Origin of the sequence: Glaciimonas soli, assembly GCF_009497155.1 — a bacterium.
Taxonomy (GTDB): domain Bacteria; phylum Pseudomonadota; class Gammaproteobacteria; order Burkholderiales; family Burkholderiaceae_D; genus Glaciimonas; species Glaciimonas soli.
In genome coordinates this window covers 106,319-130,656 of sequence record NZ_WINI01000004.1, presented here as the reverse complement: position 1 = coordinate 130,656, position 24,338 = coordinate 106,319, and the positions used below count along the sequence as shown (strand labels likewise).

Below are 24,338 nucleotides of genomic sequence, written 5' to 3'. Positions count from 1 at the left end.
TTTCGGGGCACTGATTATCCCCATAATTTGCATCCTGTGCCTCTTATTCATCGACTCGTCGTTTGACGTGCGATTTGGATAGGATGCATGTCTATACTCTGCTGCATTTAGCTCACTTCATTGATTGGATATCACCATGCTGTCTCGTCTCTTTGCTGTCATAGTCGCACTCACGCTGGTCATTACCGCTCCCGCAATGGCGTCTGAAAATCTGGAAACGATTGTAAAAACGGCCATGGCTGGCTCTAAGGTTCCGGCTGTTGGCGTACTTGTGATACGTGACGGGAAAATCACCGAGGAGGCGGTTTATGGCGTGCGCCGTAACGATGGCAATGCGCGTGTGAAGCTGGATGATGTCTGGCTGATCGGTTCAACCGGGAAAGTGATGACGGTTGCTATGATTGCCAGATTGGTGGAGCAGGGGACACTTGCGTGGGATACACCACTGGAAAAAATGCTACCGGATTTTGCTGCAAGCATGCGACCGGAGTACAGGAAGGTGACTTTGATTCAGTTGCTTTCTCATCGATCGGGTTTGCCCCGCGATATGAAGAATCTCAACTCTGCACAGAAATTTTTTACCGATGGGCGTCCATTTACGCAACAACGTCTGGACTACATCAGTGCTGCGCTGCGGGATGCGCCAGAAGCCGCGCCGGGCTCAACTTTCATATATAGCAATACCGGTTTTCTGGTTGCTGCGGCTATCGCCGAAAAAGCGACGGGTAAAAGCTATGAGGAGTTGATGCAGCAAGAAGTATTTCAACCGCTGGAAATGACGCATGTTGGATTTGGCAATACACGCGATGGTCAAAACCGTGGACATCAGCATGGTCATCCCATGCTCAAAATGAAAAAGTACGACGACGGCGCGCCAGATATGTTCGCACCGGCCGGTTTTCTGCACATGAGCCTGGATGATTGGGCGAAGTTCAATCTGGATCAACTGGCGGGAAGCAGAGGGCACGGCAAATTACTCACTCCCGCGTCCTATCACTTGATGCAGACAGCACAGTTGGGTGGTCCGGCAGGGCTCGATTGGGGTGTGCAAGAATCTGTCGCTGGACGCAAAGGCCCCGCCTTGGTACATCAGGGATCGGATGGCAATTGGCTCGCGATGGTCGCTTTATTTCCGGCACAGGACTCGGGCGTGATGGTTGTCGCCAATGCAGCCGAAGACATGGGAACCGACAAAGTGTTGAAAACAGTGTTGGTGAAATTGTTTCCAAGCTTGAGCCCGCCTAAATAAGATGCAGTCTGATAGCGGTTGATTAACTCACCGCTTTAGGCAAATGCCAGCCTTGCGAAACGGCCACAAGCCGCAACACAAAACATACCAGGCCACCGGTAATGGCTGAGGCGGCGGGTGACAATCCGTAACGGCGGCATGTCAGCGCCACAAAAGAGCCGGCAAAAGCTGCAGTGGCATAAATGTCAGTGAGCAGTATCAGCGGCACTCGGGCTAATAAAATATCACGGATCACGCCACCGCCCACGCCGGTAACGGTACCCATCAGCATCGCCACGAACGGACGGATGCCAAACAACACCGCCTTCTCGACTCCGGCCATGGCGAACAGTGAGAGACCTGCGGCATCCAGCACGATCAGCAGTGAGGCTGGGATTGCTTGTATGCTGGTATGAAAAATAAAGGTGAGCAATCCTGCCACAAAAGCCAGCATCGGATAACGCCAGTCGCGGATAGCGTTCGGCGGCGAGGCACCGATCAGCAAGTCGCGTATCACGCCACCGCCGAGTGCCGTAACGAATGCAACCACCATGACCCCCAACAAATCCAGGCCACCATGAATAGCAGTGAGAGAGCCTTCAATGGCAAAAACAAAGGTGCCCGCCAGATCAGCGGCAAGTATCGTTGTTTCTGTTTTTAGCTTCATGCTCTTGGCCGAGAGATAGCGGTTATGAGGTAAAGATGTTGGGTAACTTTATCATGCGGCGATACGCATGAACATAATCATTTCCGGTCTAAGGCCGCCAGTCGAAATCAGCGCCAGATTACACCCGCAACAAACTATTGATCGCTACGTGCTTCCGACAGCGCAATAGTCAAATGCTGCACCTTCTTTTTCAACTGATCGCGTTCTTCGGTGAGTTCGGCAACCACTTGCATTAAGCGATGGATTTCTATTTGATCTGGCGTGGCATCGTTCGGTAGCGGTTCCACTTCAGGTTTCGGCTTGGGCGGCAGACGGGCTTCACGCACTTGTCTTGCCGCCAACCTCAGTTCCTTCTTGCCACCAGCAACAGCCGCTATTTGCTCCTCGCTAGGCAAGGAAGCGACGGCGGCCGCAGCATTAATGGAAATGACTCCCGACTTTACGGCGCCGACCAGTTCAGGCGCAGCTGTCTTCTGGATTTTTTCGATTTGTCCCAAAGTCGCGCTGCTCACCCGTGCGGCACGTGCAACGGCTTCTCTGGTTAATTGTGGCTCGCTCTCGGATTGAACAGGGGTATCGGATGTGGTTGATACTGCCGGCGCTTGCTGAACTTGCGTCTGTGCTACGCGCGCCGATACGATTTCTTTCTTGCGTAGTGCAAGAACGCCGCGTTGAAAATCCGATACGCTGCGTCGCCCGAGGTGATTGTCTATCATCCACAGATGCACATCGTCTATGGATTTGAACGTGGTGTTCTGCATGGTATTGAAAGGGATAGCGTGCTTTTGGCAGATGCCGTAGCGATTATGTCCATCCACCAGAAGATCGCCCCACAACACCAGCGCATCGCGGCAGCCTTCGGCCAGCAGACTGCGTTCCAGTGCAGTGTATTCGTCTTCGGTCAATGGATCGATATAGGCACGCAGGTCTTCGTTGATAGTGATGGTCATGGCTCAGGATAATTAAATTGATAGCGGCGGTAGTGTACGCAACGCTGTGGTTTTACGCCACTGCACCCGTCGTTTGAGAGTGGCGATAGTTGCGGCTCAAGCAGTAAAGAGGATGTAGTAATGAGAATGTGGTAATTTAAAGGCAGTGATGAAGTTGATGAAATACCCAGATAAGTAATATCAAATAGGTTATTTTCAACGTGATTATTTGAACTTACTTATATCAATTACAATCAATCGGATTTGAATAATCGAGGATAAATCCCAAATCTGATTCGCATCTATTGCAAGGCTAGCAGCAAGCATTCCTTAGCACCGTATTTGTACGAAATTTGCCCAGTTTTTTCACTTTCGATGTGGAGTCGCAATGAAATACAAGGACTATTACAAAGCGTTGGGTGTGGAGCGAACCGCGTCAGACGCGGATATCAAGAAGGCGTATCGCAAGCTCGCCCATAAGTACCATCCAGACATTTCCAAAGATCCTGACGGCGAAGAAAAATTCAAGGAAGTCGCAGAAGCTTACGCGACCTTGAAGGATCCTGAAAAACGTGAGGAATATGATAATTTGGGCAAGCGTCCAGCTGGCGACAATTTCACCCCGCCACCAGAATGGCAACATCGCTATAGCTCCGACGCCTCGGCCTTTGATGACGTCGATATTTCCGATATTTTGAATGCTTTCAGGTCGGGCGGACAAGGCGGTCACAGCGGCGGCAGAGCGCGCGCAAGCTTCCCGGAACCCGGCGAAGACTATTCAGTGCATGCCTCAGTCCCACTAGAAACGATTTTCAGTGGCGGCGAAATGGATGTCTCGGTGCAGGTCCCCGAATACGACGAACACGGTTTGCCACATCGGGTTTCACGCACTTTTCGGGTCACCATTCCTAAAGGCGCTACCGAAGGTCAGCGCCTGCGGCTTACCGGCAAAGGCGGCCCCGGTCACAACGGCGGTAAAGCAGGAGATTTGTACATCGTTCTGTCGATCGCGCCACATCCACAATATCGTGTCAGCGGGCGAGACTTGTATAGCGATCTGCCGCTGGCACCCTGGGAAGCGGTACTTGGCACCTCAGTCGAAATTCCCACCTTGGGCGGTACAGTGGAACTCAAGATCAAACCGGGCACCTCGTCTGGCCAGCGACTTCGACTTACCGGCCGCGGCTTGCCATCGCCGGGTGGCACTGCCGGAGATATGTACGCAGTTGTGCAGATAGTGGTGCCCAAAACGGTTAGCAAGCAAGAACAAGAATTGTATGAGCAGCTTGCTGCCGCCTCAAAAGTCAATGTGCGTGAAGCCGTCGGAAAGGGGACGAAATGAAACTTACACTTTCGGAATACATTTTGCTCGACGAACAAGGTACCTGCTCGGCGCAACATCTGGCTGAAGTGTCTGGCCTGACAACCGAAGAGCTCGATGAGCTGATTGAAAGCGGCGTCATCGTGCCTTTCGACGAAGCTGCTCAGCCCAAGCTGTTTCATCTGCGCTACGTTGTTACCGCAAACATGGCGCGCAAGTTGCGGGATGATTTTGAACTTGATCACGCCGGTATGACGCTGGCCATGACGTTGATACGACGAATTGACGAATTGGAAGAAGAAATAAATGCGGTGCGCGCGCGCTTTGATCTTGGGGATTTTGGCCACAGGCACTGATGACATTCGTAAGCAATGCTGATCTCAATTTTTGGGACCAGCATTCTTGTCGATGTTCCGTCTTGCGTTACGAGACGCATTAGAAAAATTTGACGGTCTGGAGCGATTTCTATCGGCCAAATGGGCTCTACCGTATTTTTGCAAATGGAGAACAATATTGGAAAATGGTCATTGCGCGTTTAACCAGATGGCTACTGCAGAAGCATGGGCGCGAGGGTGGACACTTACGAGGGAGAAAGCTCACCCTGTAAATCAAACGTATGGATACAAAATTGACTTGGGCGCACCCGACCACCTCGAGCGCCATGTAGTAAGCAATTTCGATACGCAAGCTTTGCGCGAGCTATCGATCAGCTTAACGGTTCCGGGAACATGGCTTAAAGTCTGCGCTAGTCCGGAAGTGGTAGCGCCTTTTCTTGCTGATATCTGGACGGTTCAGCCGCCGGAGTATTTGATGGCTGCAGAATTACGCAAACACGCCATCATTGCGCGCGATGACTACCAGCTATCAATTCACACAAATAGTGCGGTCACCGATGCGGAACTGAGGACCAATCAAGGACAATTAGCTGCGCGAGGGCGTGTAGCGCAAAGCAATGGCTTTGCAATTTTTGACCAAATAGTGACTGAGCCAGCGCATCAAAGGAAAGGCCTGGGGCGCATTGTCATGGGAGCACTGAGCAATGTTTCCATTGCCAGCGAATCAACAATAGGAGTACTGGTTGCCACTGAAGATGGTCGCGCGCTGTATAAGGCGATTGGCTGGACGATAGTTTCCCCGGTCACTGCGGCGGTCATTGGATAAGTCGCACCGACTGTTGTGGGATGCGTTTTGCCGTTCGGGCGGGGTTAGGTAGGGTAAGCGCAGGAACCGGCCCGGAGCAGGCGTATGCACTATCGAAAAAAACCTTAGCGCACACGTCCTTGCACAGAATCAAAGAAGTGAAGAAATGATAATCAAAGAACAGACTTATCGATAGAAAGGTTCGATCTTGCCTTTTACTTTAATCATTAAGGGCTTACCCTTCCGGTCTAGCGCCTTCCCGGCCGGGACTTTGATCCATCCCTCGCTGATGCAATATTCCTCAACTTCGAAACGCTCTTTATCGTTGAGTTTAATGCCAACATCATGTTCAAATATGGCTGCATTATGGAAGGGGCTACGAGGATCGACCGAGAGCCGATCAGGAAGTTGGGGGCGGTTTTGGGTATCGTTCATGGCCACAATTATCAACTATAAGATTAACCAAAACAATTTTTTTTGCGTGGTTTCGCTAAATCATTTGGTTGGCCGCAATCGGACAGAAGCAGTCTCTCCAAAAAATGCTCTAAAGCTGCCTCTGCACATTCTTTGTTAGAGTTTGTGGCAGGATACCCCAACTATTTTTCTACTATGGCTGATACCAATGCAAATCTCATTACTCATCTTAATAGCTGCTATTTCCGTGTCGGTTATTTGTGTGGTTTTTTGCGTGATGCTTCTATGCGGATTCCCTGGTGGAAATACAGGCATTTGTTTTCAAAGTAAATATTCAGTACCGGAATCGCTGAGTCGTTTGTCGTCTGTGTGCCTTCCATATAACTCCGATACACTCGTTTCAGAATGGCTGGTTGGCTCAGTAAAAACGTCGAGCGTTACTCTTCAACGTCGAACACGAGGAATGAAAAGTTCATTCAATCCTGTATTCACCGGTCGATTTAAGCAACAAGACGGACAGGTTGTTCTTTCAGGGAAATTCGCGATGGCCCCCAATGTCCAAGTTTTTTTAGCTTTATGGATCGTCGGAATTATCTCTATCTTCGCTCTTTGCGTATTCGTGCTGGTATCCGAGCATAACCAGGGTGCATTGGAGGGAATTGCCATAAGTGGCATTATGCTGACGTTCGGGATATGGCTGGTGCGAACAGGGAAAAGCTCATCTGCTGACGACATAGCTTGGCTGAAAAATAATATCAAAAATGCTGTTCAAACCTAGTTCGTGACATGAGTGCATGGTGTAACCTGTCTTTCACGGGCGGCTCAGTTCGGCCAGCAGCGGTCACTGCCGTAACAGGCAAATTTCCATCGCGATCCAGCAGGATGAATGCATTAATCACTAAGGTTTAATGATGGCTAAAAACAAATGGCTCCTTGTCTCGTTCATAGCATTTACTATTGTTATCACTTTGGGCTTGGGGCTGGATTGTAATTTTCTTGGCGTAAAAAATTGGCGAGGAATCAAAGCTGTTTTCTTAGGATTATTTTTTGCATTGGGTATCGCTATACCAATATTAGTGTTTCTATTTCAGTTTATGAAAATCTACGGGTTTTCCGGTTTTGGACGTATGGGGCTTGTACTCATCCCTCTTTTTGTGTTTATTTACGCCTCAACTGTGATGCATGTATCAAAACTATATTGTCACTAATGATTAGATAACGGCTGGCTCAAAACGGCCAAATGCGGCCATTACGAAAATCAAATTAAATTAAAGGTATCTGATGATGGAATGGAAATTCGGCGACCCGCCAAATGTCGCGGTATTTACACACCGGAAAATTGTTGATAGAACCAGTTCTATAGTCTATGTCTCACATGATCAAAGTGATGGTGCCTGGCAATTTCTTCCAGCAGATGCTTTGGATGCTAGCAATGCAGCGTTGATTAGCTTAAAGAACATCGTTGAAATTGATGAGGCGATTGTAATACTTGCTGACTTACCTCTGGGCTGGCACGCATGGCGCGACTCCAAAGAGCAACCTTGGCAAAGAGCGCGTAAAAGTATTTAACCGCAAATTGGAAAGCATCTTATTAAGGCTTGTGCTCACTCCTATTTTTAAAGTCGAAATCTAATGGAACAAACGAAGAAAGTAAGTCAATGGTGGTCATTGATTTTCGCGGGGGCGATACTCGGAGTAGCATCAATATTGCTTTATGTAGGAGGTATATTGCATCCAGCCGTTGCACCAGTTTGTGAAATATCGCCTTCTGGATATGTCAGCCCCACGCGGGTAGTAAACGGATCGTTATGGCGGGTAGGTGGTTCGGCTATAGTCCGTAATAATCGGAATCAAATTATTCAAATTGCATTTTGTGGCAAAGGCGGCTGCGTCGGACCTGCTCGGGAGTTGGAGCCGGTCAAGAGTGGCACATTAGTGCGCGCCGAATATTGCACCAAGATGATTACTCGTGTTTATGCTAATGATGTCGAAATCTACAACCGAATGCCACCAACCCAGAATTATTTAGATCAACAAGTTATTACAGGTCGTCACGTTGTTCTGGGGATGTTTGCGTTTTCATGCGGCTTGTTATTGGTTGGAACATTGGGTGTGCGACGAAAAGCCGACGTCTGATCTTGACCCGCCGGGAAGTCATTCGAACAAAGAAAACAACGTTACGATTGCATTTATGGCGATGCCGATCAGTGCGAGAAATTCGACCCAGCGTTCAAAGCGGCTTGGTTCGGTTTTTCTGTATGGTCCATCAATATCGAACATGACATTGCCTTTTCTAGTTTAGTACAACTCTAGCAGTATCAAACACCGCTTGCATATTTGAATGGCCGGTTTCGAGAAATCTCTATGTCGCCTTTGGGTCGTAAGTCGCCGCCCAACAACGTTTACAATCGGCCAGGAATAAGGGGTGATGAAAATGTATTCAGGCTATTCACCGGTTACGACCCAGTGGCTTGAAGCTCGCAATCCGCCATCAACTGTTCCTTACTCTTTATTCAGATAGTTTTTTTCCAAAAATTCGGATCGGAAATTTTGTGGCGGAGTGAGAATGTCTGGCCGACCTTCTGGGGTGAAGTCCATGAGATTCCAATATGGCCAGACCGTGTCGACATGATTCCCCGATAGTTCAGTTCCCCAGAAATGGAAAATCTTGCCATCCTTCTTTTTAAACACATGCATCACTGGTAATTGCATGTCATCAGAGTCTCTCTGGCACTTGTAATCGGCTTGGTAGTTTGACTCCGATCCCGAAACCAGCGGAATCTGCGACCACCCGCGTTGTGTGGCCCATGCATTGATTTTTTCGGCTGGCGCTTTGGCAATGGCGACAAATGCGGCATTTTGGTTGACCTGATACCAACTTCGATCAAATCCATCGACCAGCGAGGTACAGGACGGGCAGGGATTGTCCCAGTTCGGACCGTACATAAATGAGTAAAGCAGCAGGGTGTTTTTGTCCGCAAACAGTTCGGAGAGTTTCACACTCTTTCCTACTTTTCCATCGTTGGCCCATAGTAAAGCGTAGTCTTCTTTTAACTCTCCGCCGAGAGGAAGGTTGCGGCGTTTTTCTGCTACCGATTTTACTTTTTCGACAAGCTCTTGTTCGTCTTTAAGCAATGCGTCACGCGAGTCGCGATATTCTCTGCTTTCGTTTGGGTACCGTAGTTCACTCATGGTCGTCTCCTCTTTGAAACGGATATTCGAGTGTACGCTTAATGGATTTTCAAGGCTGGCCGCAGCATATTCGAAGTGAGATTTGATTGGTGGCTTGAGGTCGTAAGCGCCCCTAAAGCGATCAACTTCATTCGACAAAATTGTTCCGGTGCTATATTTCAACATCCCGCTGTTAAGTTCAGGTTCAATTTAAAAGGAATATGATCATGGCAAATATCGCTTTTCTCGGTACTGGATTGCTCGGAAGTGCATTCGCTGAGGCTGCTGCAAAACGTGGTGATTCTGTCACTGCATGGAATCGTTCTGCGGACAAAGCCCTCGCTCTGGCGCCATTCGGTGTGAAGGCAGCTGAGACTTCTGCCGAAGCCGTTCGGGGTGCTTCAAGAGTGCATCTTGTGCTGAAGGATGATGCAGCGGTCGAGGCGGTTATTGCAGCAGCGCAAAGTGGATTATCTCCTGACGCGATCCTGATTGATCACTCCACGACTTTGCCAGCGTTGACCGCTGTACGGGCCGAGCGCTTCCACGCGACTGGCTTGAAATATCTGCACTGTCCCGTCTTCATGGGGCCACTGGCGGCGCGAGATGCCAAGGGGTCGATGATGGTGGCTGGACCAAAGGTGCTATTCGAATCGGTCGAGGCGGATCTCGCCAAAATGACAGGACGTCTCGAATATCTGGGCGAACGTGCCGATCTTGCTGCAGCCAACAAATTGTTTGGAAATGCCATGATCATTGGCCTCTCTGCAGTGGTGGCTGATGTTCTGACTTTGGCGCAGGCTAGCGGCGTTAACGGCGAAGATGCCATCCGGTTGCTGGGGCTGTTTGATTTGAATGCGATGGCAGCGGGGCGCGGGCTGAATATGGCAAAAGGTAACTTCACCCCGAGTTTTGAATTGGCAATGGCACGCAAGGATGTTGGTCTGATGTTGGAGACGGCGGATGACAGACCGATGGCGGCGTTACCTGGAATCGCCGCCAGAATGGATCAACTCATTGCAGCAGGACATGGTGCCGACGATGCCAGCGTTCTTGGTATTGACGCGTTGGCGAGACCTTAATCGTTCAGAACCTGCTGTACGCGATCAGAATTTACGCGACATTTTTAGCAAGAATTCACTATGTAACCTTTGTCGAAATTTCACCATTGTGAACAGATTTATAAAACGTTTTGTTTGGTTTTCATGTTGACATTGATCGAAGCTTACGATGAAGCCGGCAGTAATATTTATTGCCTTGACGAAATTTGAAAACACGCCGAGTATGAACAAAAGTCGAAGCGTGTCTCGTTTCGAACGGCCTATGGCACTACAACATACTGACTGCGTTTGCACACACCCATCTTGATTGCTACGAAAGGAAAATCAACATGATGCTCGAGTGGAATGACTACCAGAAAGAGTTGATGGCTCGCATCGGCGAGATTGGCAAACTTAGTCCAGATACGCTGCGCGGATATCAGGCACTGTCCACGGCTGGCCAAAAGACGGGCAAGCTTGATGCAAAGACGCGCGAATTGATTGCTTTGGCGGTGGCGGTTACCCGGCAGTGCGACGGCTGCATCACAGTGCATACGGATGCCGCTGCCAGGCATGGCGCTACGGTCGAGGAAATCGCCGAAGCACTAGGCGTTGCGATCGCGATCAACGCGGGTGCTGCGATGGTGTATTCGGCGCGGGTGCTGGATGCTTTTTCAGTCAAGCATCCCGGATCATGATCGACTGCCCAGATTTAATTTTTTCAACACGGTTTATACAGTAGCCCCAGCACCAACAGCTGGCGATGGAACAAACTTATTCGTTTTCCAAGCGAACAGCGCTTTACCTGCTAGTAGCCTATCAATTCGCCAAGGGGACGACGCTGGGCGCAGCAGGGACCGGCGATCCGGTCGATGCGGTGGCCGTGGTCGGAGATTCACAAAACGGATCGCCATCTTCAGGCCGTAATCAGACCGTCCTGATGGCGGGTATACGCCATTCCTTTTGAGCCTTTTTGAAACAGGAAAGCATCATGGATCACTCTGGAAAAATCACTGAGGAAGTTGCGGAGGAAGTTACGGAAACCACCGCTCCATCCAATCTGACGCGGCGCACATTATTGATCGGCTTGCTGTCCGCCTATAGTGCCTCGCTGATTCCGTGGGCGCTGGCGCAACCGGTAGCGAACCCCGAGCAAGGTTCATTCGTGGCGGTTTCAGCGATCCTCGTTGGCCGTCAGGCGCTCGACGCAGTGCAGGCAAAGCGTCTGTATGACGCACTCACCGCCGATGACTCCGGATTTCCTGCCGCCGCACAGGCATTGCTGACGCTGATCAACGACAGAAAAATCGATCCTGTCGCTTTGCAGAAAACGCTGGACGACGAGCATTCACCGTTGGCCGCGTTACCGCGCAAAATCATGACGGCCTGGTGCCTGGGCATCGTTGGCGATAGCGAGAAGGCGCGTTGCATAGCCTATGAAACTGCACTGAATGCGGTGATTGTGGAAGATGTGTTGAAACCACCTACCTACGCCTATGGGACGTATGGAAGCTGGGCAAAAAAACCACTTTAAGGAGCGCCAGATGTCGGATCAATTGTCGGCAGACTTCGTTGTAATCGGGTCAGGAATCATTGGCTCACTGACCGCACTCAAGCTGTTGAAGCAAGGTGCCTCGGTCGTGATTCTGGAGGCCGGCCCGCGCGTTAACCGTGGCCAAATCGTCGCTCGCTTTCGCAACTCTCCGCGCAAGGGCGACTGGATGTCGCCCTATCCATCCGTGCCATCGGCACCGCATCCAATTTATCAGCCCAAGGACAGCGGTTATCTGGTGCAGGCTGGCCCTTATCCGTATCCCGCCGAGTACATCCGGCAGGTTGGCGGAACCACCTGGCATTGGGCGGCACAGGCTTGGCGTGTGGTACCGAATGACATGCGCATCAAGAGCCTGTATGGCGTCGGAGTCGACTGGCCGCTGACCTACGAAGAGCTCGATCCATTTTATCAGGAGGCCGAAGAAATCATGGGAGTGTCGGGCGCTGCCAATACCGGATCGCCGCGCAGTAAACCATTCCCGATGGAACCTGTAGAAGAAACCTGGGCGATGCGGCGTTTCCGTGAGCGGCTTGCACCTGGCGGTTACGAAGTCGTCGCCAATACCACCGCTCGCAATAGCCGCTCTTATGATGGCCGTCCGGCGTGCTGCGGAAATAACAGCTGCCAACCGATTTGCCCGATTGATGCTCAGTATCACGGAGGTCTGGCAGCGGAAGCCGCCGAAGCCGCTGGTGCCAAACTGATTCCGAATGCCAACGTCTACAAACTCGAACATGATGCGCAGGGTCGCATTGTGGCCGCGCTCTACTACGATCCTGACAAGAATTCACATCGCGTTACGGCTAAAACTTTTATTCTCGCCGCCAACGGCATAGAAAGTCCGAAACTGTTGCTGCTGTCGTCCAGCGATAAATATCCAAATGGTCTGGCGAACAGTTCCGACATGGTTGGTCGTAATCTGATGGACCACCCCAGTACTTCACTGACATTCTATGCAGAGGATGAGTTGTGGCTAGGGCGCGGGCCGCAAAGTCCAAGTTCCATCAATACCCTGCGCGATGGAGCATTCCGTTCCGAGCATGCAGCGTATCGCCTTGATTTTACGAATATTTCACAAGTGCTCAGTTCCACTCAGGCATTGATTGCGGAGGGAGTATATGGCGCGGAATTCGAGAAGCAGTTGCGTTATCGTGCCGCGCATCAGGTCAATGTCAAGAACGTTCTGGAAGTGCTTCCCCATCCGGAAAACCGTATTTCCCTCAGCACGCAAAAAGATAGCATGGGTATTCCGAAACCGCAGGCGAGTTATTCGATTGATGAATACACGCGGCGTGGCGCGGATGTGTCCAAAGCCGATTTTACGCGGATTGCGGAATTGATGGGCGGTACCGATCTGCGTTACAGCCCGGAAGGCAATTACGCCAACAATCAGCACATTACCGGCACGATGAGTATGGGCAATGACCCGAAAACCTCGGTCGTTGATGGCTTCGGTCGCACGCATGATCACGAAAATCTGTTCATCGTCAGCACCGGCGTCATGCCGACGGCGGCGACCTGCAACTCGACGCAGACCGGCGTGGCGTTAGCGCTCAGAACTACACAGCACATATTAGAGCAATTCAACGTACGTACGCCGGGTCCGGCTACGTCGACATCCTAATCGTCAAGGTAGCCTTCAATGAAATTGATGACACGCTTGCACGTTAATTTCGGCGCCATCGTGCTGGCGCTGGTCAACTTGAACGTTTGTGCTGCGGCAGCGTCGGACACCGGCAATGCCGACCTGATCAAGCGTGGCGAGTATCTGGCCACCGCGGGCGATTGCATTGCCTGTCACTCCACACCGAACGGTAAGCCGATGGCGGGCGGTCTGTCGCTGCCAACGCCGCTCGGCCCGATTATTTCGACCAATATCACACCTTCGAAAACGAACGGCATCGGTAACTACACGCTTGAGCAATTCAGCGATGCGTTGCGCAAAGGGGTACGTGCGGATGGGCGACATCTCTATCCGGCGATGCCCTATACATCGTACGCGAAAGTCAGTGATGACGATGTGCAGGCGCTCTATGCGTATTTCATGCAGGGCGTAGCGCCGGTCGATGTTAGCGCGCCAGCTACTGCTTTGCCGTTCCCATTCAACCTGCGGATCTCGATGGCGGCCTGGAATCTGCTTTATCTCGACAAGCAGCCGTTCACGCCTGATGCCAGCAAAAGCCAGGAATGGAATCGCGGCGCTTACCTGACGCTTGGGCTCGCACATTGCAGCACCTGTCACACGCCACGAAATATGCTGATGGCAGAAAACCTGTCGCGTGAACTCGGCGGCGGCGAGGTTGGCACTTGGCATGCGCCTAACATTACGTCGGATGTGAATAGTGGTGTCGGCGGATGGAGCGAGCAGGAAATTATCGATTACATGCGCCTCGGCCACACTGCCAACAAGGCGCAGGCTGCAGGACCAATGGCGGAGGCGGTCGATAACAGTCTGCGCCATTTGAACGACGCCGATTTGCACGCAATTGCGGTCTATCTGAAAACCGTGCCCGCACAACACGATGCGGCTGACACTAGTCCGGTATACGCATTTGGCGCTGCTGCCGATGACTTGAACAGTATCCGGGGTGTGGCCTTGCCCGCAGATACCAACCAGATGACCGGCCCGCAACTCTACGACGCTCAGTGCGCGACTTGTCATCAGGCCCGCGGGCAAGGAAGTTTTGATGGCGGCTTGCCACCTCTGTTTCACAACACGGCGCTAGGCCGCGTCAATACCAACAATCTGGTAATGGTAATGCTTGAGGGCGTGCAGCGGAAGAACGATACATCCGAGGTGTTGATGCCGGGTTTTAAAAATGCACTGTCGGATCAGCAGATCGCCACTCTTGGCAATTATCTGATCAAGAATTATGGCAATCCTGCGGCCTCGGTAAGCGTCGAGCAAGTGAAAACGCTACGCGCCGGTGGCGCTTCATCCAATCTGGTAACTGCAGCGAGAGCGGGAATAGGGGCGTTAATCATCGTGATCATCGCCCTGTTCTTTGCGTTCAGCAGACGCAAGCGTCGCAATGCAGCGTAGCCAAAGTAGAGTTATTGCAGCGCATAGCGTGGCTGGTGAAATTTTGGTCCCTTCGTCGTTAAGCCGGTACAGGAGTAAACATGACAGATATATACAAGAACGTTTCAACCATAGCCGAGTTGATGGCAGCGATCAAAGATACTGAGGTGAATAGAATCATCGTACAAGGTCGACTTGCCAACTCCTCATCTATACGTTTAGCTCCGGGCCAGGCGATCGAAGGCTATGACGAGCAAGCCACGCTGACATTCGCTGCGGGGCAGGATGGCTTGCAATTATCGACTGACAATGAGGTGATTCATCTTCGCATTGAAACGTCTGTCGAGCACCGGGCAATTTTCAACGACACCAGCGTTGACAGCCTGGGCCATATTCACCTGTTTGACGTGGAAACGGTGGGACAGGTGCAGCTGCTGGCGCGCGACAAGGTGCGTAGTGGGCATGTAGAAGTTGATGGCTTGCATATCATCGCCGCCGATGCCCGCGGGCAAAGCGATCGTCCCGTCGGGTTTGGTGTACATGTCATACAGGGCGCCTTCACATTATGGAACATGCAGGCTGACGATCAGGTCGTCATCAGCGCGAATCTGGTTGACCTGTCCGCGGGTCATGCGGCTGCACCGGTACTGGGGAGTGGAATTTTCGTGAGCGGACCGGGTTTCGGCAAAGGCAGATTAAGTGTTCACTTGCTTGAGACCGGGCCGGTGTACAGCGATGGACGCATTGCACCGGGGACGCCGGATGTCATCACCGGTGGCGTGTTTACTGTACATGGTGCCTATGTGGACACCGTCCGCAATCTGGCTCCGGTCGTGACGTACGGTGTCAACGACATGGTGCTGGACAACTGGGGGCAAGTGGATTGCTGGGATGCTGAAGACAAGATCACGTCTTACGGCCCCAGCGGCATCGGTTTCGTCAACTTCGGCATCGTGAACGAACTGAGAGTCAAAGCACCGATTGAAACCTTCGGCCAGGGCGCACGAGGCTTTAATGTCTATGCCGGAACCGTCAATCTGGCTGAGTTCGACCGCATTACGACGCATGCGGATGGTGCCGTCGGCGTACAGATCAGCCAGCCGATCGGCAAATTGGAAGTCTTTCGCGGGATCGAGACCTTTGGTGGCACTGGTGATTCGCTGGTCAAAGGCGTGGTCACGACGCTCAGTGCGATCGGCTTGAGCATCAAGCCCGGTGGTTCGGCGCGCGAAATAACAATTACGGGTGGCCTTATCGCACACGGCGACGGTATCCCGCCACTCGAAGTGCACGGTGAAGTCGGCGTATTACAAATCACCGGAACAACGCGGGCAGCTACCTGACGCATGCATCTGCCAACGGTACGGCGCGATAACACGCTTGATAGCGACAGTTATGGACAGTATAAAACTATGCCGATTTCGTCATGTATTGCGATGCGTAATAGCAAGACAAGGTGAGTCGGCAAGGTTACTCTGTCAACATGAAAAAAATCTCAATTCTCGATTCACACACCGGTGGTGAGCCTACCCGCCTGGTGCTCGACGGCGGCCCCGATCTGGGAAACGGACCTTTATCCGAAAGGCTGCAGATATTGCGCACGCGACATGATAATTTGCGTACTGCGGTGGTGTGCGAACCGCGCGGTTCCGATGTGCTGGTCGGCGCGTTGCTGTGCGCGCCGCAGGATCCGACTTGTGCCGCTGGCGTCATCTTCTTCAATAATGTCGGCTATCTGGGAATGTGCGGGCACGGCACTATTGGTCTGATTGCGTCGTTGGCGTATTTGGGACGCATAAGTACCGGGCGCTACAAGATAGAAACCCCGGTCGGTGTGGTCGAAACCGAACTGCACGACGATGGCAGCGTGACTGTGCATAATATTCCCGCTTATCGCTTGCGCAAGGACGTGACGTTGCAGGTGCCCGGTTACGGTCAGGTGGTGGGCGATATCGCCTGGGGCGGTAACTGGTTTTTCCTGATCGGCGATCATGCGCAGGATCTGCGGCAAGATAACATCGCTGCTTTGACCGATTTTTCGTGGGCGGTACGCGAGAGTCTGGAACTGGCTGGCATTACTGGTGCAAACGAGGCACCGATTGACCACATTGAACTGTTTGCGCCAGCACTGAAAGATGGCAATCACAGCCGCAATTTCGTTTTGTGTCCCGGCAAAGCATACGATCGCTCGCCTTGCGGTACCGGCACCAGCGCAAAGATTGCCTGTCTGGCCGCAGATAGCAAACTGACGGAAGGTGCAGTCTGGCGTCAGGAAAGTATCATCGGCAGCGTATTCGACGCTTCGTATCGACGCCACGGTGATCAGATATTGCCTATCATTCGCGGCAGCGCCCACGTCAATGCCGAAAGCAGCTTTATTTTCAATCAGAACGATCCGTTCGCGTGGGGTATCGTTTGACCATCGATGTCCTGATAGTCGGTGCCGGAATTATTGGTGCCGCCTGCGCTGATGCGCTGGCGGCCGAAGGTTTGGCGGTGATGGTCGTCGAGCGCGAAGCGGTCGGGAGCGGTGCGACCGCAGCTGGCATGGGGCATCTGGTGGTGATGGATGATAACCCTGCCGAACTCGCATTGACATCTTATTCAGTGGCGCTATGGCGGCAACTGGTTGCCACTGATCCCCGACGCCATGAATACAGTCGTTGCGGCACGCTATGGATCGCTGCCGATGATGAGGAAATGGCTGTTGCGCGAGAAAAGCAGCACACGTTGAGCGAGCACGGCATTGCTTGCGAGATGCTGGATGCCGCATCATTGTATGCATGCGAGCCGCAGCTGCGGCCCGGATTGCGCGGTGGATTGCGTGTTAACGCCGACGCCGTGGTGTATCCGCCAAAAAGCGCCGCCCTGCTGCTGGCACGGGCGCAGAGTCGTGGCGCCAGGCTGTGTAGCGGACAAGTTATCGCCATCAACGACAACGGCGTGTTACTGGCCGATGGCAGTGAAATACACGCCAGCAAAGTGCTGGTGGCGAATGGCAGCGCATCGGTACAGCTGCTACCGGAATTACCGATTCGCCACAAAAAAGGTCATATCGTCATCACTGACCGCTATCCCGGCATGATCAATCACCAACTGGTCGAACTCGGCTATATCAAGAGTGCACACGCAGCCGATGGCGATTCGGTTGCTTTCAATCTGCAGCCGCGTCCGACGGGGCAGCTGTTGATTGGCTCTTCGCGCCAGTTCGATGTGACCGACAAAACTGTCGAACCGGCGATATTGGCGCGCATGCTGGCGCATGCTGCCAGTTTCGTGCCGGCGCTGACGAACTTGCACGCCTTACGTTGCTGGACGGGTTTGCGCGCTGCGAGCAGCGATGGTTTACCGCTGATCGGACCGCATCCATCGCGGCCGAATGTCTGGCTGGCGACCGGTCATGAGGGGTTGGGTATTACCACTTCTCTGGCGACCGCACAGCTGCTATGTGCACAGATCGTGGGGCAGCAGTCGAAGATACCGATAGCGCCGTATTTGCCAGCGCGTTTTGAACAATTGAGAAATTAATATGGCAGATGACCTCACTATTACCGTTCACATCAATGGCCATCGCGTGACCGTGGTTGATGGATGCAGCGTGGCGGCGGCACTATCGCTAGCCGCCGCAGGCGCACCGGGAATTACCCGGCGCTCGGTCAGCGGCATGTTACGGGCACCATTATGCGGCATGGGCATTTGTCAGGAATGTCGAGTCACCATCGATGGCAATCCGTATAGCCTGGCTTGCCAGACCATCTGCGTAGCGGGTATGCAGATAGAAACTGCGCAGGTCTCATCATGATGCGCGATGTCGATATTGTGATCGTTGGTGCTGGACCCGCGGGTTTGGCCGCTGCGCATAGCGCCGCACAAAGCGGTGTCACCATCGCATTGATTGACGACAATCCACTGGCCGGCGGTCAGATCTGGCGCGGCGGTCCGAATCGCAGCACGCATCCTCAAGCTAAGAAATTATGGACTGAGTTGCAAACGATGAGCAACGTTCAATGGTGCATGCAAAGCCGTATCGTGGGATTGGTTGGCCCCGCGCAATTGTTGCTGGAAACACCGCAGCAGGCGGTTAAGCTGGGCTATCGCAAACTGATACTGGCAACCGGCGCGCGAGAACGCTTGTTACCGTTTCCTGGCTGGACCTTAGCCGGGGTGACTGGTGCCGGCGGCTTACAGGCACTGGTTAAAGGTGGTTATCCAGTCCATGACAAACGCATCATCGTGGCAGGTTCCGGCCCCTTGTTGTTAGCGGTAGCGGCGACTTTGCAACAGCGTGGTGCACACGTGCTGCAAATACTGGAGCAAAGCAATTGGCGTCAGTTGGCTGGCTTTGCCTTGCAACTCACGCGCACACCAGCGAAATTGAAGCAGGCCTGGCAATTGCGTGGACAACTGGCAGGCATTGCCTATCACACCGACAGTTATGTCGTGCGAGCGGAGGGAGATTATCAGTTACGTGCGGTACAAATAATGCGTGGCGGTCAGAGCGAAACGATAGATTGTGATTATCTTGCTTGCGGATACGGCTTGTTGCCGAATACAGAGTTGGCAGAAGCAATAGGTTGTCACATCGTTGACGGTGCAGTGCAAGTGGATGCCTGTCAGCATACCAGCGTCGAAAATGTGTATTGTGCGGGTGAGGGCAGTGGTGTTGGCGGCGTTGATCTGGCGCTGGCAGAGGGCTACATCGCCGGTGCTCATGCCGGTGGGCTCGGTGTTACCGACGGCCACTGGCTGGCGCAACGGCGTAGCCAGCAGGGTTTCGCCAGACGTTTGAGCAAGACCTTCGCATTGCGGCCGGAACTGCGTAATTTGTGCGACGCTGATACGCTGGTTTGTCGTTGCGAAGATGTCGCTTATAGCAGCTTGCAGTCGCATGCCAGTTGGCGTAGTGCGAAGTTGCATACGCGTTGTGGGATGGGGCCATGTCAAGGGAAGGTCTGTGGTGGCGCTACGGATTTTCTGTTTGGTTGGAAGCCGGATTCGGTGCGGTTGCCGGTTTCGCCTGCGCGGATTGGTAGCTTGATTTCCTTGCGTGATGAGGGTGCTGCGCGAGTTTGCGATCTGGCGGACTGATAATGCTGTTCCGATAGGTTATCTTGATTAGGTCGGTACTCCGTGGTGCTGGCAATGTCGGGGGTAGCCCGACAGCTAGTCACTTTTTCTTGCTTCGCCAAGAAAAAGTAACCAAAAAGAAGGCGATCGCAGAGCCGTTGCCCGCCGTTGGCGGGTCCCCAAATGTGTCAACTGTCATTCGGGAGGAAAGACCAACTCGCTGCGCTCAGACATGTCTTCCCTCTTTTTCCGAATGACAGTCGTCACATTTGGCAACGTCCAATGCGAAATTCAAAGTCAAAGTCAACGTCAACGTCAAAAGCAGCAGCCTTGGCGACGCTAAATTTTTTTGTGGAAGTGCTCAACGTTGCTTTGCGTAAATCGGATTTATCTGGATCGTAACAACAACCGATATGCACGCGGTGTCATCCCGACCGTCGCCTTAAACTGCCGCGTGAAAGCGCTGTGGTCGTGATAGCCGCACGCGACGGCAATTTCGGTGATGTTGTCATCGCCGGCGAGTTTCACCGAGGCGGCATCCAGTCGGGTCTTGATGATCATCTGGCGTGGATTCAGGAAAAAAATCTTGTGAAAATAGCGTTCTAGTTGCGACACTGATAAATCGGCGATTTGTGCGAGGTCGCTGATTTGCAATTGCTGATCGTAATGATCATGGATAAAACGCGCAGCGGCGGCAACGCGTTTATAGACAGGATGATTTTTATCCGGCATCGCCAGATCCCGCGAAATACCTGCCATGCCGGCGATGCCGCCATCGCGATCTCGGAGCACTATTTTATGTGTTACACACCATCCCGGTGCACGGTTAGGGTAAAGGTGCAATTCCAGCTGATCGTGAATGTCGATGCCGGTATTTAATACCCGTAAGTCCTGTTCCAGGTAGTTGGTGCCGAAGCTGGGTGGGAAAATATCGCTGACGGTACGCCCCAGTAACGCGGCTTTATCGACGAGCCCGCAACGAGTTACCAGGGTGCGATTGGCAAGCAAATACCGGGCTTGTTTATCTTTGACGAAAAATACGACATCCGGTAATGCATCAAACAGTATTTCTGCAAAAAAGACATTATCCAGCGATGCCCCCAGCAGGAGGCGCTCGGCCAGAACAGTTGTAGGTGCAGCTAATTGTTTCATTATGATAGTGGGGCAGTTGGCGCTCTCTTATCATACACACAGAAAAATAATATGGCTGCTGAGTGATCCAATGTAATCAATTTTAAAAATCCGTCATTCCCGCGAACGTGGGAATCCATGTCAAACGTAAGATGGATCCCCGCGTTCGCGGGGACGACGCAGATTGGATTGATATAATTTTTATTAAACTGACTACGCTGCCGTACTCACCAGTATTCAACGTTAGCAGCCACAGAACAATCTAACCAAGCAACTTAATTTAGCAAGTTAGTTGAGCAAGTTAGTTGAGCGGAGCCGGAATCGGTTCGCCACCCTTGAACTGATAGATAGTGACCGGTGCGTTCTTCTGATTGTGCGTGCCATCGAACTCGTAGTCACCGACCACGCCCGAATACTTCATCGTCGCCAGCACTGGACTATATTTGGCTGGATCGGTGGAGTTGGCTTTCTTCATCGCTTCGGCGACCATCATCATGCCATCGTAGAAATACGGTGCGTAGGTGAGAGGCGCTTTGCCATAAGTTTTCTGGTAATTACTCAGGAAAGCTTTTTCGGTAGCCTTGGTACCTAATACGGTCCCACCTTGTACGCAGTAAAGTTTGTCGTTGACCACTTCACCACCGAGTTTTCCGGTTTCCGAATTGCAGATGGCGTCGCCGCCCAGCAGATACACGTCGATACCCAATGCTTTCATCTGACGCTTCATCGCCGCGGCTTGGGTGAAGTACCCGCCGTAGAAAATGCCATCGACCTGCTTACCTTTGATCGATGTCAAGATGGCACTGAATTCGCTGGCTTTATCATTGGTGTATTCACGATCGACAATCTCGATCTTGTTGGCCTTGGCCGCTTTCAGGAAGGCGTCGGCGACGCCCTGGCCGTAGGCAGTGCGGTCATCGATGACTGCAATTCGTTTTAATTTCAATTGTTTGGCCGCAAATACAGCCATATTGCCACCCAACTGGTTATCGTTAGGATCTAACCGAAACACATATTGGTAGCCTTGTTCGGTAATAGTTGGATTGGTGCCGACAGTGGCCATGACGATGCCGGCATCGTTGTAGACTTTGGACGCTGGAATCGCTACGCCGGAATTATATGGACCGAGGACTGCTTTGACTTTGCTATCCACTAATTTTTGAGCAACCGTAACGCCTGCTTTCGGATCGCCCTGATCGTCTTCTGATTGCAACTGAAACGTTACCGGTTTGCCGGCTATGGTGAACTTGCTCTTGTTGAGCTGTTCGACCGCCATTTGGGCACCGCTTTCATTGTCTTTTCCTGCCGGTGCCTGCGAGCCGGTCAGCGGACTGGTGAGGCCGATCTTGACTACTTCCTGCGCCGTCGATACGCCGCTGATTAGCAAGCTGCAGGCCAGAAAAATTGCTTTGTTCGTAAAGTTCATCTTCGTTTCTCCTGAATTATTATTAATTAATAAGGGACTAATTTGATAAAAATCGTAAGTAAGGCCGCATAAGTATTTATACGTTGTTGCCTCCGCCTTGCCTAAATACTTATGCGGCCTTACTTATACGTCCTTGCCCTGCCGGGCGTAATTTCCAGATTGACTACTTTGATGACGCTACGCCGTTAGTGAACTTACTAACGGCGTAGCGCTTAACGGCTTGATTTACTGCTTTATTTGCTGCTCGATTCACTACTTTACTTTATTAAGCGATATTGAATTTGCTCAGATCAGGGCGTGTGTCGATCGCCTTCTGAATGATCGCCATAACACGCTCACGCTCTGCGCCGGCCAATGGTTGGCGTGGCAGACGTACGTATTCATTTCCAACACCCGCCATCGCTTCAATCAATTTCAGGTTTTGCACCAGCTTGGTTGAGACGTCCAGATGCAACAGCGGCGTCATCCATTGATACAGTTTGAGCGCTTCATCGTAACGCTTTGCCTTCATCAGGTTGTACAGTGCCACGGTTTCTTTCGGGAAGGCGACAACAACGCCCGCCAACAGGCCGTCAGCACCAATGGCCAGTGATTCAAAAGCCAGATCATCGACGCCCATGAACAATTGATAACGGTCGCCCAAGGCATTGCGCAGATCGGTAATGCGACGAATGTTATCGGTTGATTCCTTGATCGCCACCATCCATTTGCAATCGGCCAGATCGATAAAATCTTGTGGAGTCAGATCGACTTTGTAAGCAACCGGATTGTTGTAGACCATCACCGGCAGCTGTGCGGCGTTGGCGATAGTACGCAAATTATCCTTGGCTTCGCGGGCATCGGCCACATACAGCACTGACGGCATAACCATCAATCCCTGACAGCCCATCTTGGCAGCTTGCTCAGCGAAATGCACGGCGTCTTTGGTACGCAATTCAGACACATTGGCCAGCACCGGCACGCGACCGTTAGCAACAGACAGCGCAATCTTGGTCACTTCCAGTTTTTCATTCAACGATAAGGTACTGGCTTCTCCCAGCGAGCCGCATGTGACCAGACCATGTACGCCGCTATCGATCTGGAAGGCGTAGTGCCGTTCCATTTCAGCGTGATCGAGTTCTTCATTTGCCTTGAATTTTGTGGTGACTGCGGGGAATACGCCTTCCCATTTTGGTAACGACATTTACAGCTCCTTTGAGAAAAAAACACACGGATGTCACACACCAGTGTCGAAAAAAATAATGCTGAGTAGTGAGAATAATACCTTGCAAATATATTTGCAATATATTTAAATGGCGCAATCGGAGCGGTGCAAACTGGAAATCAAGCGTACGAAAAAGTCGGCGGCCATGCAATTTATGAACGCCGCCAATACTGTGCAGAATTGCGCATGAATCTTGATAGAATCGGCATAAATGATATCGCTGGACGCGAAAAAGTCATTGGCGTGAATCTAATGATATTGATGATAATGTCACCGGACTACTTGCATTAGCCAAGGCAGCAAGTAATGCAATCAAAATAAAGGTAGTAAAACGTAATGAGCAAAATTGAAACAAGTCGCCGCATCCTGCCCGCTCCCAAATTGCGTGCAGCCGATATTGCGTACGACACGTTGGAAAACCTGATCGTGACACTACAGATACAGCCTGGCGCACCTGTGGTTGAAGCCGAGCTGATAGAAATGACCGGGCACGGGCGTACTCCTCTGCGTGAAGCGTTGCTGCGGATGACCGCGAATGGCTTGATCAAACAGATGCCGAGGCGCGGTCTGATCGTCAGTGACATTGAAGCAGCCGAACATCTGACGCTGATCGAAACGCGCCGTGTACTCGATCAACTGATCGCCCAAAGCGCCGCACGCCTGGCTACGCCGCAGCAACGCAAAGATTTAGTGGCTTGCGCCAAACGAATGGTGGCGGCAGCTAAAAAGGGTGATCTGAGTGCTTATATGCAAGCGGATCAAGAGCTCGATCATGTGATTCACGCGGCCTGTCGCAACCCCTCGGCTGTGACGGCTGTGATTCCGCTGATCATCAAGTGCCGACGCTTCTGGTATGCCTTCCAGCACGAGGGAGATATCGTCGAAGGCGCCAAATGCCATCTGCAGATGGCCTCTTCGGTCGCAGACGGCGATCCACAGAATGCAGCAAAGGGAACCAACGCGCTGATCGACTATCTGGAATTGTTTGCGCGCAAAGTTATTGATAATTAAACGAATGCCAAC

General features: G+C 52.0%; 27 protein-coding genes and 1 pseudogene. 20 read left to right on the top strand and 8 right to left on the bottom strand.

Annotated elements, in window-relative coordinates; translation table 11 throughout:
* Nucleotides 1–136: 136 nt before the first annotated feature.
* Complete coding sequence (locus GEV47_RS08875; RefSeq protein WP_153234406.1) at nt 137–1,249, top strand: serine hydrolase domain-containing protein; 1,113 nt, start codon at nt 137–139, stop codon at nt 1,247–1,249.
* 22 nt (nt 1,250–1,271) lie between these two features.
* Here GEV47_RS08875 and GEV47_RS08870 read toward each other — a convergent pair whose 3' ends face one another.
* Entirely contained in the window at nt 1,272–1,895 is a 624-nt protein-coding gene (locus GEV47_RS08870; protein WP_153234405.1) for a trimeric intracellular cation channel family protein, read from the bottom strand.
* A gap of 134 nt (nt 1,896–2,029) precedes the next feature.
* Nucleotides 2,030–2,845 carry a ParB N-terminal domain-containing protein gene (locus GEV47_RS08865; RefSeq protein ID WP_153234404.1) on the bottom strand — a complete coding sequence of 272 codons (816 nt, stop codon included), beginning with the start codon at nt 2,843–2,845 and terminating at the stop codon, nt 2,030–2,032.
* A 367-nt stretch (nt 2,846–3,212) separates the two neighbouring features.
* Between GEV47_RS08865 and GEV47_RS08860 the strand changes: the two genes are divergently transcribed.
* The 3 genes from GEV47_RS08860 to GEV47_RS08850 all read left to right on the top strand — a co-directional run bounded on the left by GEV47_RS08860 (nt 3,213) and on the right by GEV47_RS08850 (nt 5,306).
* A complete protein-coding gene (locus GEV47_RS08860) occupies nt 3,213–4,166 on the top strand; it encodes a DnaJ C-terminal domain-containing protein (protein ID WP_153234403.1) in 954 nt (317 codons plus the stop codon).
* Complete coding sequence (locus tag GEV47_RS08855) at nt 4,163–4,501, top strand: chaperone modulator CbpM (protein ID WP_153234402.1); 339 nt, start codon at nt 4,163–4,165, stop codon at nt 4,499–4,501. The genes GEV47_RS08860 and GEV47_RS08855 overlap by 4 nt, the downstream gene beginning before the upstream one ends.
* A 277-nt stretch (nt 4,502–4,778) precedes the next feature.
* Nucleotides 4,779–5,306, top strand: coding sequence for a GNAT family N-acetyltransferase (locus tag GEV47_RS08850; RefSeq protein ID WP_153234401.1), 528 nt, complete (start codon nt 4,779–4,781; stop codon nt 5,304–5,306).
* A gap of 165 nt (nt 5,307–5,471) precedes the next feature.
* On the opposite strand, the gene GEV47_RS08845 is transcribed toward GEV47_RS08850, so the two are convergent.
* Nucleotides 5,472–5,720, bottom strand: coding sequence for a DUF3297 family protein (locus GEV47_RS08845; RefSeq protein WP_153234400.1), 249 nt, complete (start codon nt 5,718–5,720; stop codon nt 5,472–5,474).
* Between the two features lie 187 nt (nt 5,721–5,907).
* On the opposite strand from GEV47_RS08845, the gene GEV47_RS19525 reads away from it, so the two are divergent.
* The 4 genes from GEV47_RS19525 to GEV47_RS08825 all read left to right on the top strand — a co-directional run bounded on the left by GEV47_RS19525 (nt 5,908) and on the right by GEV47_RS08825 (nt 7,835).
* A complete protein-coding gene (locus GEV47_RS19525) occupies nt 5,908–6,477 on the top strand; it encodes a hypothetical protein (protein ID WP_228124643.1) in 570 nt (189 codons plus the stop codon).
* Between the two features lie 130 nt (nt 6,478–6,607).
* The gene (locus tag GEV47_RS08835; RefSeq protein ID WP_153234398.1) at nt 6,608–6,907 is read left to right on the top strand and encodes a hypothetical protein; all 300 of its coding nucleotides are present in this window, start codon (nt 6,608–6,610) and stop codon (nt 6,905–6,907) included.
* 73 nt (nt 6,908–6,980) lie between these two features.
* Nucleotides 6,981–7,268 carry a hypothetical protein gene (locus tag GEV47_RS08830; RefSeq protein WP_228124642.1) on the top strand — a complete coding sequence of 96 codons (288 nt, stop codon included), beginning with the start codon at nt 6,981–6,983 and terminating at the stop codon, nt 7,266–7,268.
* 159 nt (nt 7,269–7,427) lie between these two features.
* Nucleotides 7,428–7,835 carry a hypothetical protein gene (locus GEV47_RS08825; RefSeq protein WP_153234397.1) on the top strand — a complete coding sequence of 136 codons (408 nt, stop codon included), beginning with the start codon at nt 7,428–7,430 and terminating at the stop codon, nt 7,833–7,835.
* An 18-nt stretch (nt 7,836–7,853) separates the two neighbouring features.
* On the opposite strand, the gene GEV47_RS19700 is transcribed toward GEV47_RS08825, so the two are convergent.
* Entirely contained in the window at nt 7,854–7,979 is a 126-nt protein-coding gene (locus tag GEV47_RS19700; RefSeq protein ID WP_265588502.1) for a hypothetical protein, read from the bottom strand.
* 222 nt (nt 7,980–8,201) lie between these two features.
* Entirely contained in the window at nt 8,202–9,056 is an 855-nt protein-coding gene (locus GEV47_RS08820; protein ID WP_228124641.1) for a DUF899 family protein, read from the bottom strand.
* Between the two features lie 41 nt (nt 9,057–9,097).
* Here GEV47_RS08820 and GEV47_RS08815 point away from each other — a divergent pair, with 41 nt between their 5' ends.
* The 11 genes and pseudogenes from GEV47_RS08815 to GEV47_RS08765 all read left to right on the top strand — a co-directional run bounded on the left by GEV47_RS08815 (nt 9,098) and on the right by GEV47_RS08765 (nt 19,575).
* Nucleotides 9,098–9,952 carry an NAD(P)-dependent oxidoreductase gene (locus tag GEV47_RS08815; RefSeq protein WP_153234396.1) on the top strand — a complete coding sequence of 285 codons (855 nt, stop codon included), beginning with the start codon at nt 9,098–9,100 and terminating at the stop codon, nt 9,950–9,952.
* A gap of 311 nt (nt 9,953–10,263) precedes the next feature.
* On the top strand, nt 10,264–10,608 hold the full coding sequence (locus GEV47_RS08810) for a carboxymuconolactone decarboxylase family protein (protein ID WP_153234732.1): 345 nt from the start codon (nt 10,264–10,266) through the stop codon (nt 10,606–10,608).
* Nucleotides 10,609–10,664: 56 nt separating this feature from the next.
* Nucleotides 10,665–10,877, top strand: a pseudogene (locus GEV47_RS08805) (porin); the annotation flags it as partial.
* A 24-nt stretch (nt 10,878–10,901) separates the two neighbouring features.
* Complete coding sequence (locus GEV47_RS08800) at nt 10,902–11,444, top strand: sorbitol dehydrogenase family protein (protein WP_153234395.1); 543 nt, start codon at nt 10,902–10,904, stop codon at nt 11,442–11,444.
* A 10-nt stretch (nt 11,445–11,454) separates the two neighbouring features.
* Nucleotides 11,455–13,089 (top strand): GMC family oxidoreductase, encoded by a 1,635-nt coding sequence (locus tag GEV47_RS08795; protein ID WP_153234394.1) that lies wholly within the window; start codon nt 11,455–11,457, stop codon nt 13,087–13,089.
* An 18-nt stretch (nt 13,090–13,107) separates the two neighbouring features.
* Nucleotides 13,108–14,508, top strand: coding sequence for a cytochrome c (locus GEV47_RS08790; protein ID WP_194270619.1), 1,401 nt, complete (start codon nt 13,108–13,110; stop codon nt 14,506–14,508).
* Nucleotides 14,509–14,588: 80 nt separating this feature from the next.
* Nucleotides 14,589–15,830, top strand: coding sequence for a hypothetical protein (locus GEV47_RS08785; RefSeq protein WP_153234393.1), 1,242 nt, complete (start codon nt 14,589–14,591; stop codon nt 15,828–15,830).
* Between the two features lie 140 nt (nt 15,831–15,970).
* Nucleotides 15,971–16,906 (top strand): 4-hydroxyproline epimerase, encoded by a 936-nt coding sequence (locus tag GEV47_RS08780; protein WP_153234392.1) that lies wholly within the window; start codon nt 15,971–15,973, stop codon nt 16,904–16,906.
* On the top strand, nt 16,903–18,015 hold the full coding sequence (locus tag GEV47_RS08775; RefSeq protein WP_153234391.1) for an NAD(P)/FAD-dependent oxidoreductase: 1,113 nt from the start codon (nt 16,903–16,905) through the stop codon (nt 18,013–18,015). The genes GEV47_RS08780 and GEV47_RS08775 overlap by 4 nt, the downstream gene beginning before the upstream one ends.
* A gap of 1 nt (nt 18,016) precedes the next feature.
* Complete coding sequence (locus GEV47_RS08770; RefSeq protein WP_153234390.1) at nt 18,017–18,289, top strand: 2Fe-2S iron-sulfur cluster-binding protein; 273 nt, start codon at nt 18,017–18,019, stop codon at nt 18,287–18,289.
* Nucleotides 18,289–19,575, top strand: coding sequence for an NAD(P)/FAD-dependent oxidoreductase (locus GEV47_RS08765; RefSeq protein WP_153234730.1), 1,287 nt, complete (start codon nt 18,289–18,291; stop codon nt 19,573–19,575). The genes GEV47_RS08770 and GEV47_RS08765 overlap by 1 nt, the downstream gene beginning before the upstream one ends.
* 366 nt (nt 19,576–19,941) lie before the next feature.
* Here the strand turns inward: GEV47_RS08765 and GEV47_RS08760 are convergent, their stop codons facing one another.
* The 3 genes from GEV47_RS08760 to GEV47_RS08750 form a co-directional block, all read right to left on the bottom strand.
* The gene (locus GEV47_RS08760; protein WP_153234389.1) at nt 19,942–20,706 is read right to left on the bottom strand and encodes an AraC family transcriptional regulator; all 765 of its coding nucleotides are present in this window, start codon (nt 20,704–20,706) and stop codon (nt 19,942–19,944) included.
* Nucleotides 20,707–20,986: 280 nt separating this feature from the next.
* Entirely contained in the window at nt 20,987–22,111 is a 1,125-nt protein-coding gene (locus GEV47_RS08755; RefSeq protein WP_153234388.1) for a branched-chain amino acid ABC transporter substrate-binding protein, read from the bottom strand.
* A gap of 265 nt (nt 22,112–22,376) precedes the next feature.
* The gene (locus GEV47_RS08750; RefSeq protein WP_153234387.1) at nt 22,377–23,294 is read right to left on the bottom strand and encodes a dihydrodipicolinate synthase family protein; all 918 of its coding nucleotides are present in this window, start codon (nt 23,292–23,294) and stop codon (nt 22,377–22,379) included.
* Nucleotides 23,295–23,651: 357 nt separating this feature from the next.
* Between GEV47_RS08750 and GEV47_RS08745 the strand changes: the two genes are divergently transcribed.
* Nucleotides 23,652–24,326, top strand: a complete 675-nt coding sequence (locus GEV47_RS08745) for a GntR family transcriptional regulator (RefSeq protein WP_153234386.1) — start codon at nt 23,652–23,654, stop codon at nt 24,324–24,326.
* Nucleotides 24,327–24,338 lie beyond the last annotated feature (12 nt).

Coding starts and splice junctions, on each gene's coding strand:
- GEV47_RS08875 (WP_153234406.1), top strand. CDS start 137: ATGCTGTCTCGTCTCTTTGCTGTCATAGTCGCACTCACGCTGGTCATT.
- GEV47_RS08870 (WP_153234405.1), bottom strand. CDS start 1,895: ATGAAGCTAAAAACAGAAACAACGATACTTGCCGCTGATCTGGCGGGC.
- GEV47_RS08865 (WP_153234404.1), bottom strand. CDS start 2,845: ATGACCATCACTATCAACGAAGACCTGCGTGCCTATATCGATCCATTG.
- GEV47_RS08860 (WP_153234403.1), top strand. CDS start 3,213: ATGAAATACAAGGACTATTACAAAGCGTTGGGTGTGGAGCGAACCGCG.
- GEV47_RS08855 (WP_153234402.1), top strand. CDS start 4,163: ATGAAACTTACACTTTCGGAATACATTTTGCTCGACGAACAAGGTACC.
- GEV47_RS08845 (WP_153234400.1), bottom strand. CDS start 5,720: ATGAACGATACCCAAAACCGCCCCCAACTTCCTGATCGGCTCTCGGTC.
- GEV47_RS19525 (WP_228124643.1), top strand. CDS start 5,908: ATGCAAATCTCATTACTCATCTTAATAGCTGCTATTTCCGTGTCGGTT.
- GEV47_RS08835 (WP_153234398.1), top strand. CDS start 6,608: ATGATGGCTAAAAACAAATGGCTCCTTGTCTCGTTCATAGCATTTACT.
- GEV47_RS08830 (WP_228124642.1), top strand. CDS start 6,981: ATGATGGAATGGAAATTCGGCGACCCGCCAAATGTCGCGGTATTTACA.
- GEV47_RS19700 (WP_265588502.1), bottom strand. CDS start 7,979: ATGTTCGATATTGATGGACCATACAGAAAAACCGAACCAAGCCGCTTT.
- GEV47_RS08820 (WP_228124641.1), bottom strand. CDS start 9,056: ATGTTGAAATATAGCACCGGAACAATTTTGTCGAATGAAGTTGATCGC.
- GEV47_RS08815 (WP_153234396.1), top strand. CDS start 9,098: ATGGCAAATATCGCTTTTCTCGGTACTGGATTGCTCGGAAGTGCATTC.
- GEV47_RS08810 (WP_153234732.1), top strand. CDS start 10,264: ATGCTCGAGTGGAATGACTACCAGAAAGAGTTGATGGCTCGCATCGGC.
- GEV47_RS08800 (WP_153234395.1), top strand. CDS start 10,902: ATGGATCACTCTGGAAAAATCACTGAGGAAGTTGCGGAGGAAGTTACG.
- GEV47_RS08795 (WP_153234394.1), top strand. CDS start 11,455: ATGTCGGATCAATTGTCGGCAGACTTCGTTGTAATCGGGTCAGGAATC.
- GEV47_RS08790 (WP_194270619.1), top strand. CDS start 13,108: ATGAAATTGATGACACGCTTGCACGTTAATTTCGGCGCCATCGTGCTG.
- GEV47_RS08785 (WP_153234393.1), top strand. CDS start 14,589: ATGACAGATATATACAAGAACGTTTCAACCATAGCCGAGTTGATGGCA.
- GEV47_RS08780 (WP_153234392.1), top strand. CDS start 15,971: ATGAAAAAAATCTCAATTCTCGATTCACACACCGGTGGTGAGCCTACC.
- GEV47_RS08770 (WP_153234390.1), top strand. CDS start 18,017: ATGGCAGATGACCTCACTATTACCGTTCACATCAATGGCCATCGCGTG.
- GEV47_RS08765 (WP_153234730.1), top strand. CDS start 18,289: ATGCGCGATGTCGATATTGTGATCGTTGGTGCTGGACCCGCGGGTTTG.
- GEV47_RS08760 (WP_153234389.1), bottom strand. CDS start 20,706: ATGAAACAATTAGCTGCACCTACAACTGTTCTGGCCGAGCGCCTCCTG.
- GEV47_RS08755 (WP_153234388.1), bottom strand. CDS start 22,111: ATGAACTTTACGAACAAAGCAATTTTTCTGGCCTGCAGCTTGCTAATC.
- GEV47_RS08750 (WP_153234387.1), bottom strand. CDS start 23,294: ATGTCGTTACCAAAATGGGAAGGCGTATTCCCCGCAGTCACCACAAAA.
- GEV47_RS08745 (WP_153234386.1), top strand. CDS start 23,652: ATGAGCAAAATTGAAACAAGTCGCCGCATCCTGCCCGCTCCCAAATTG.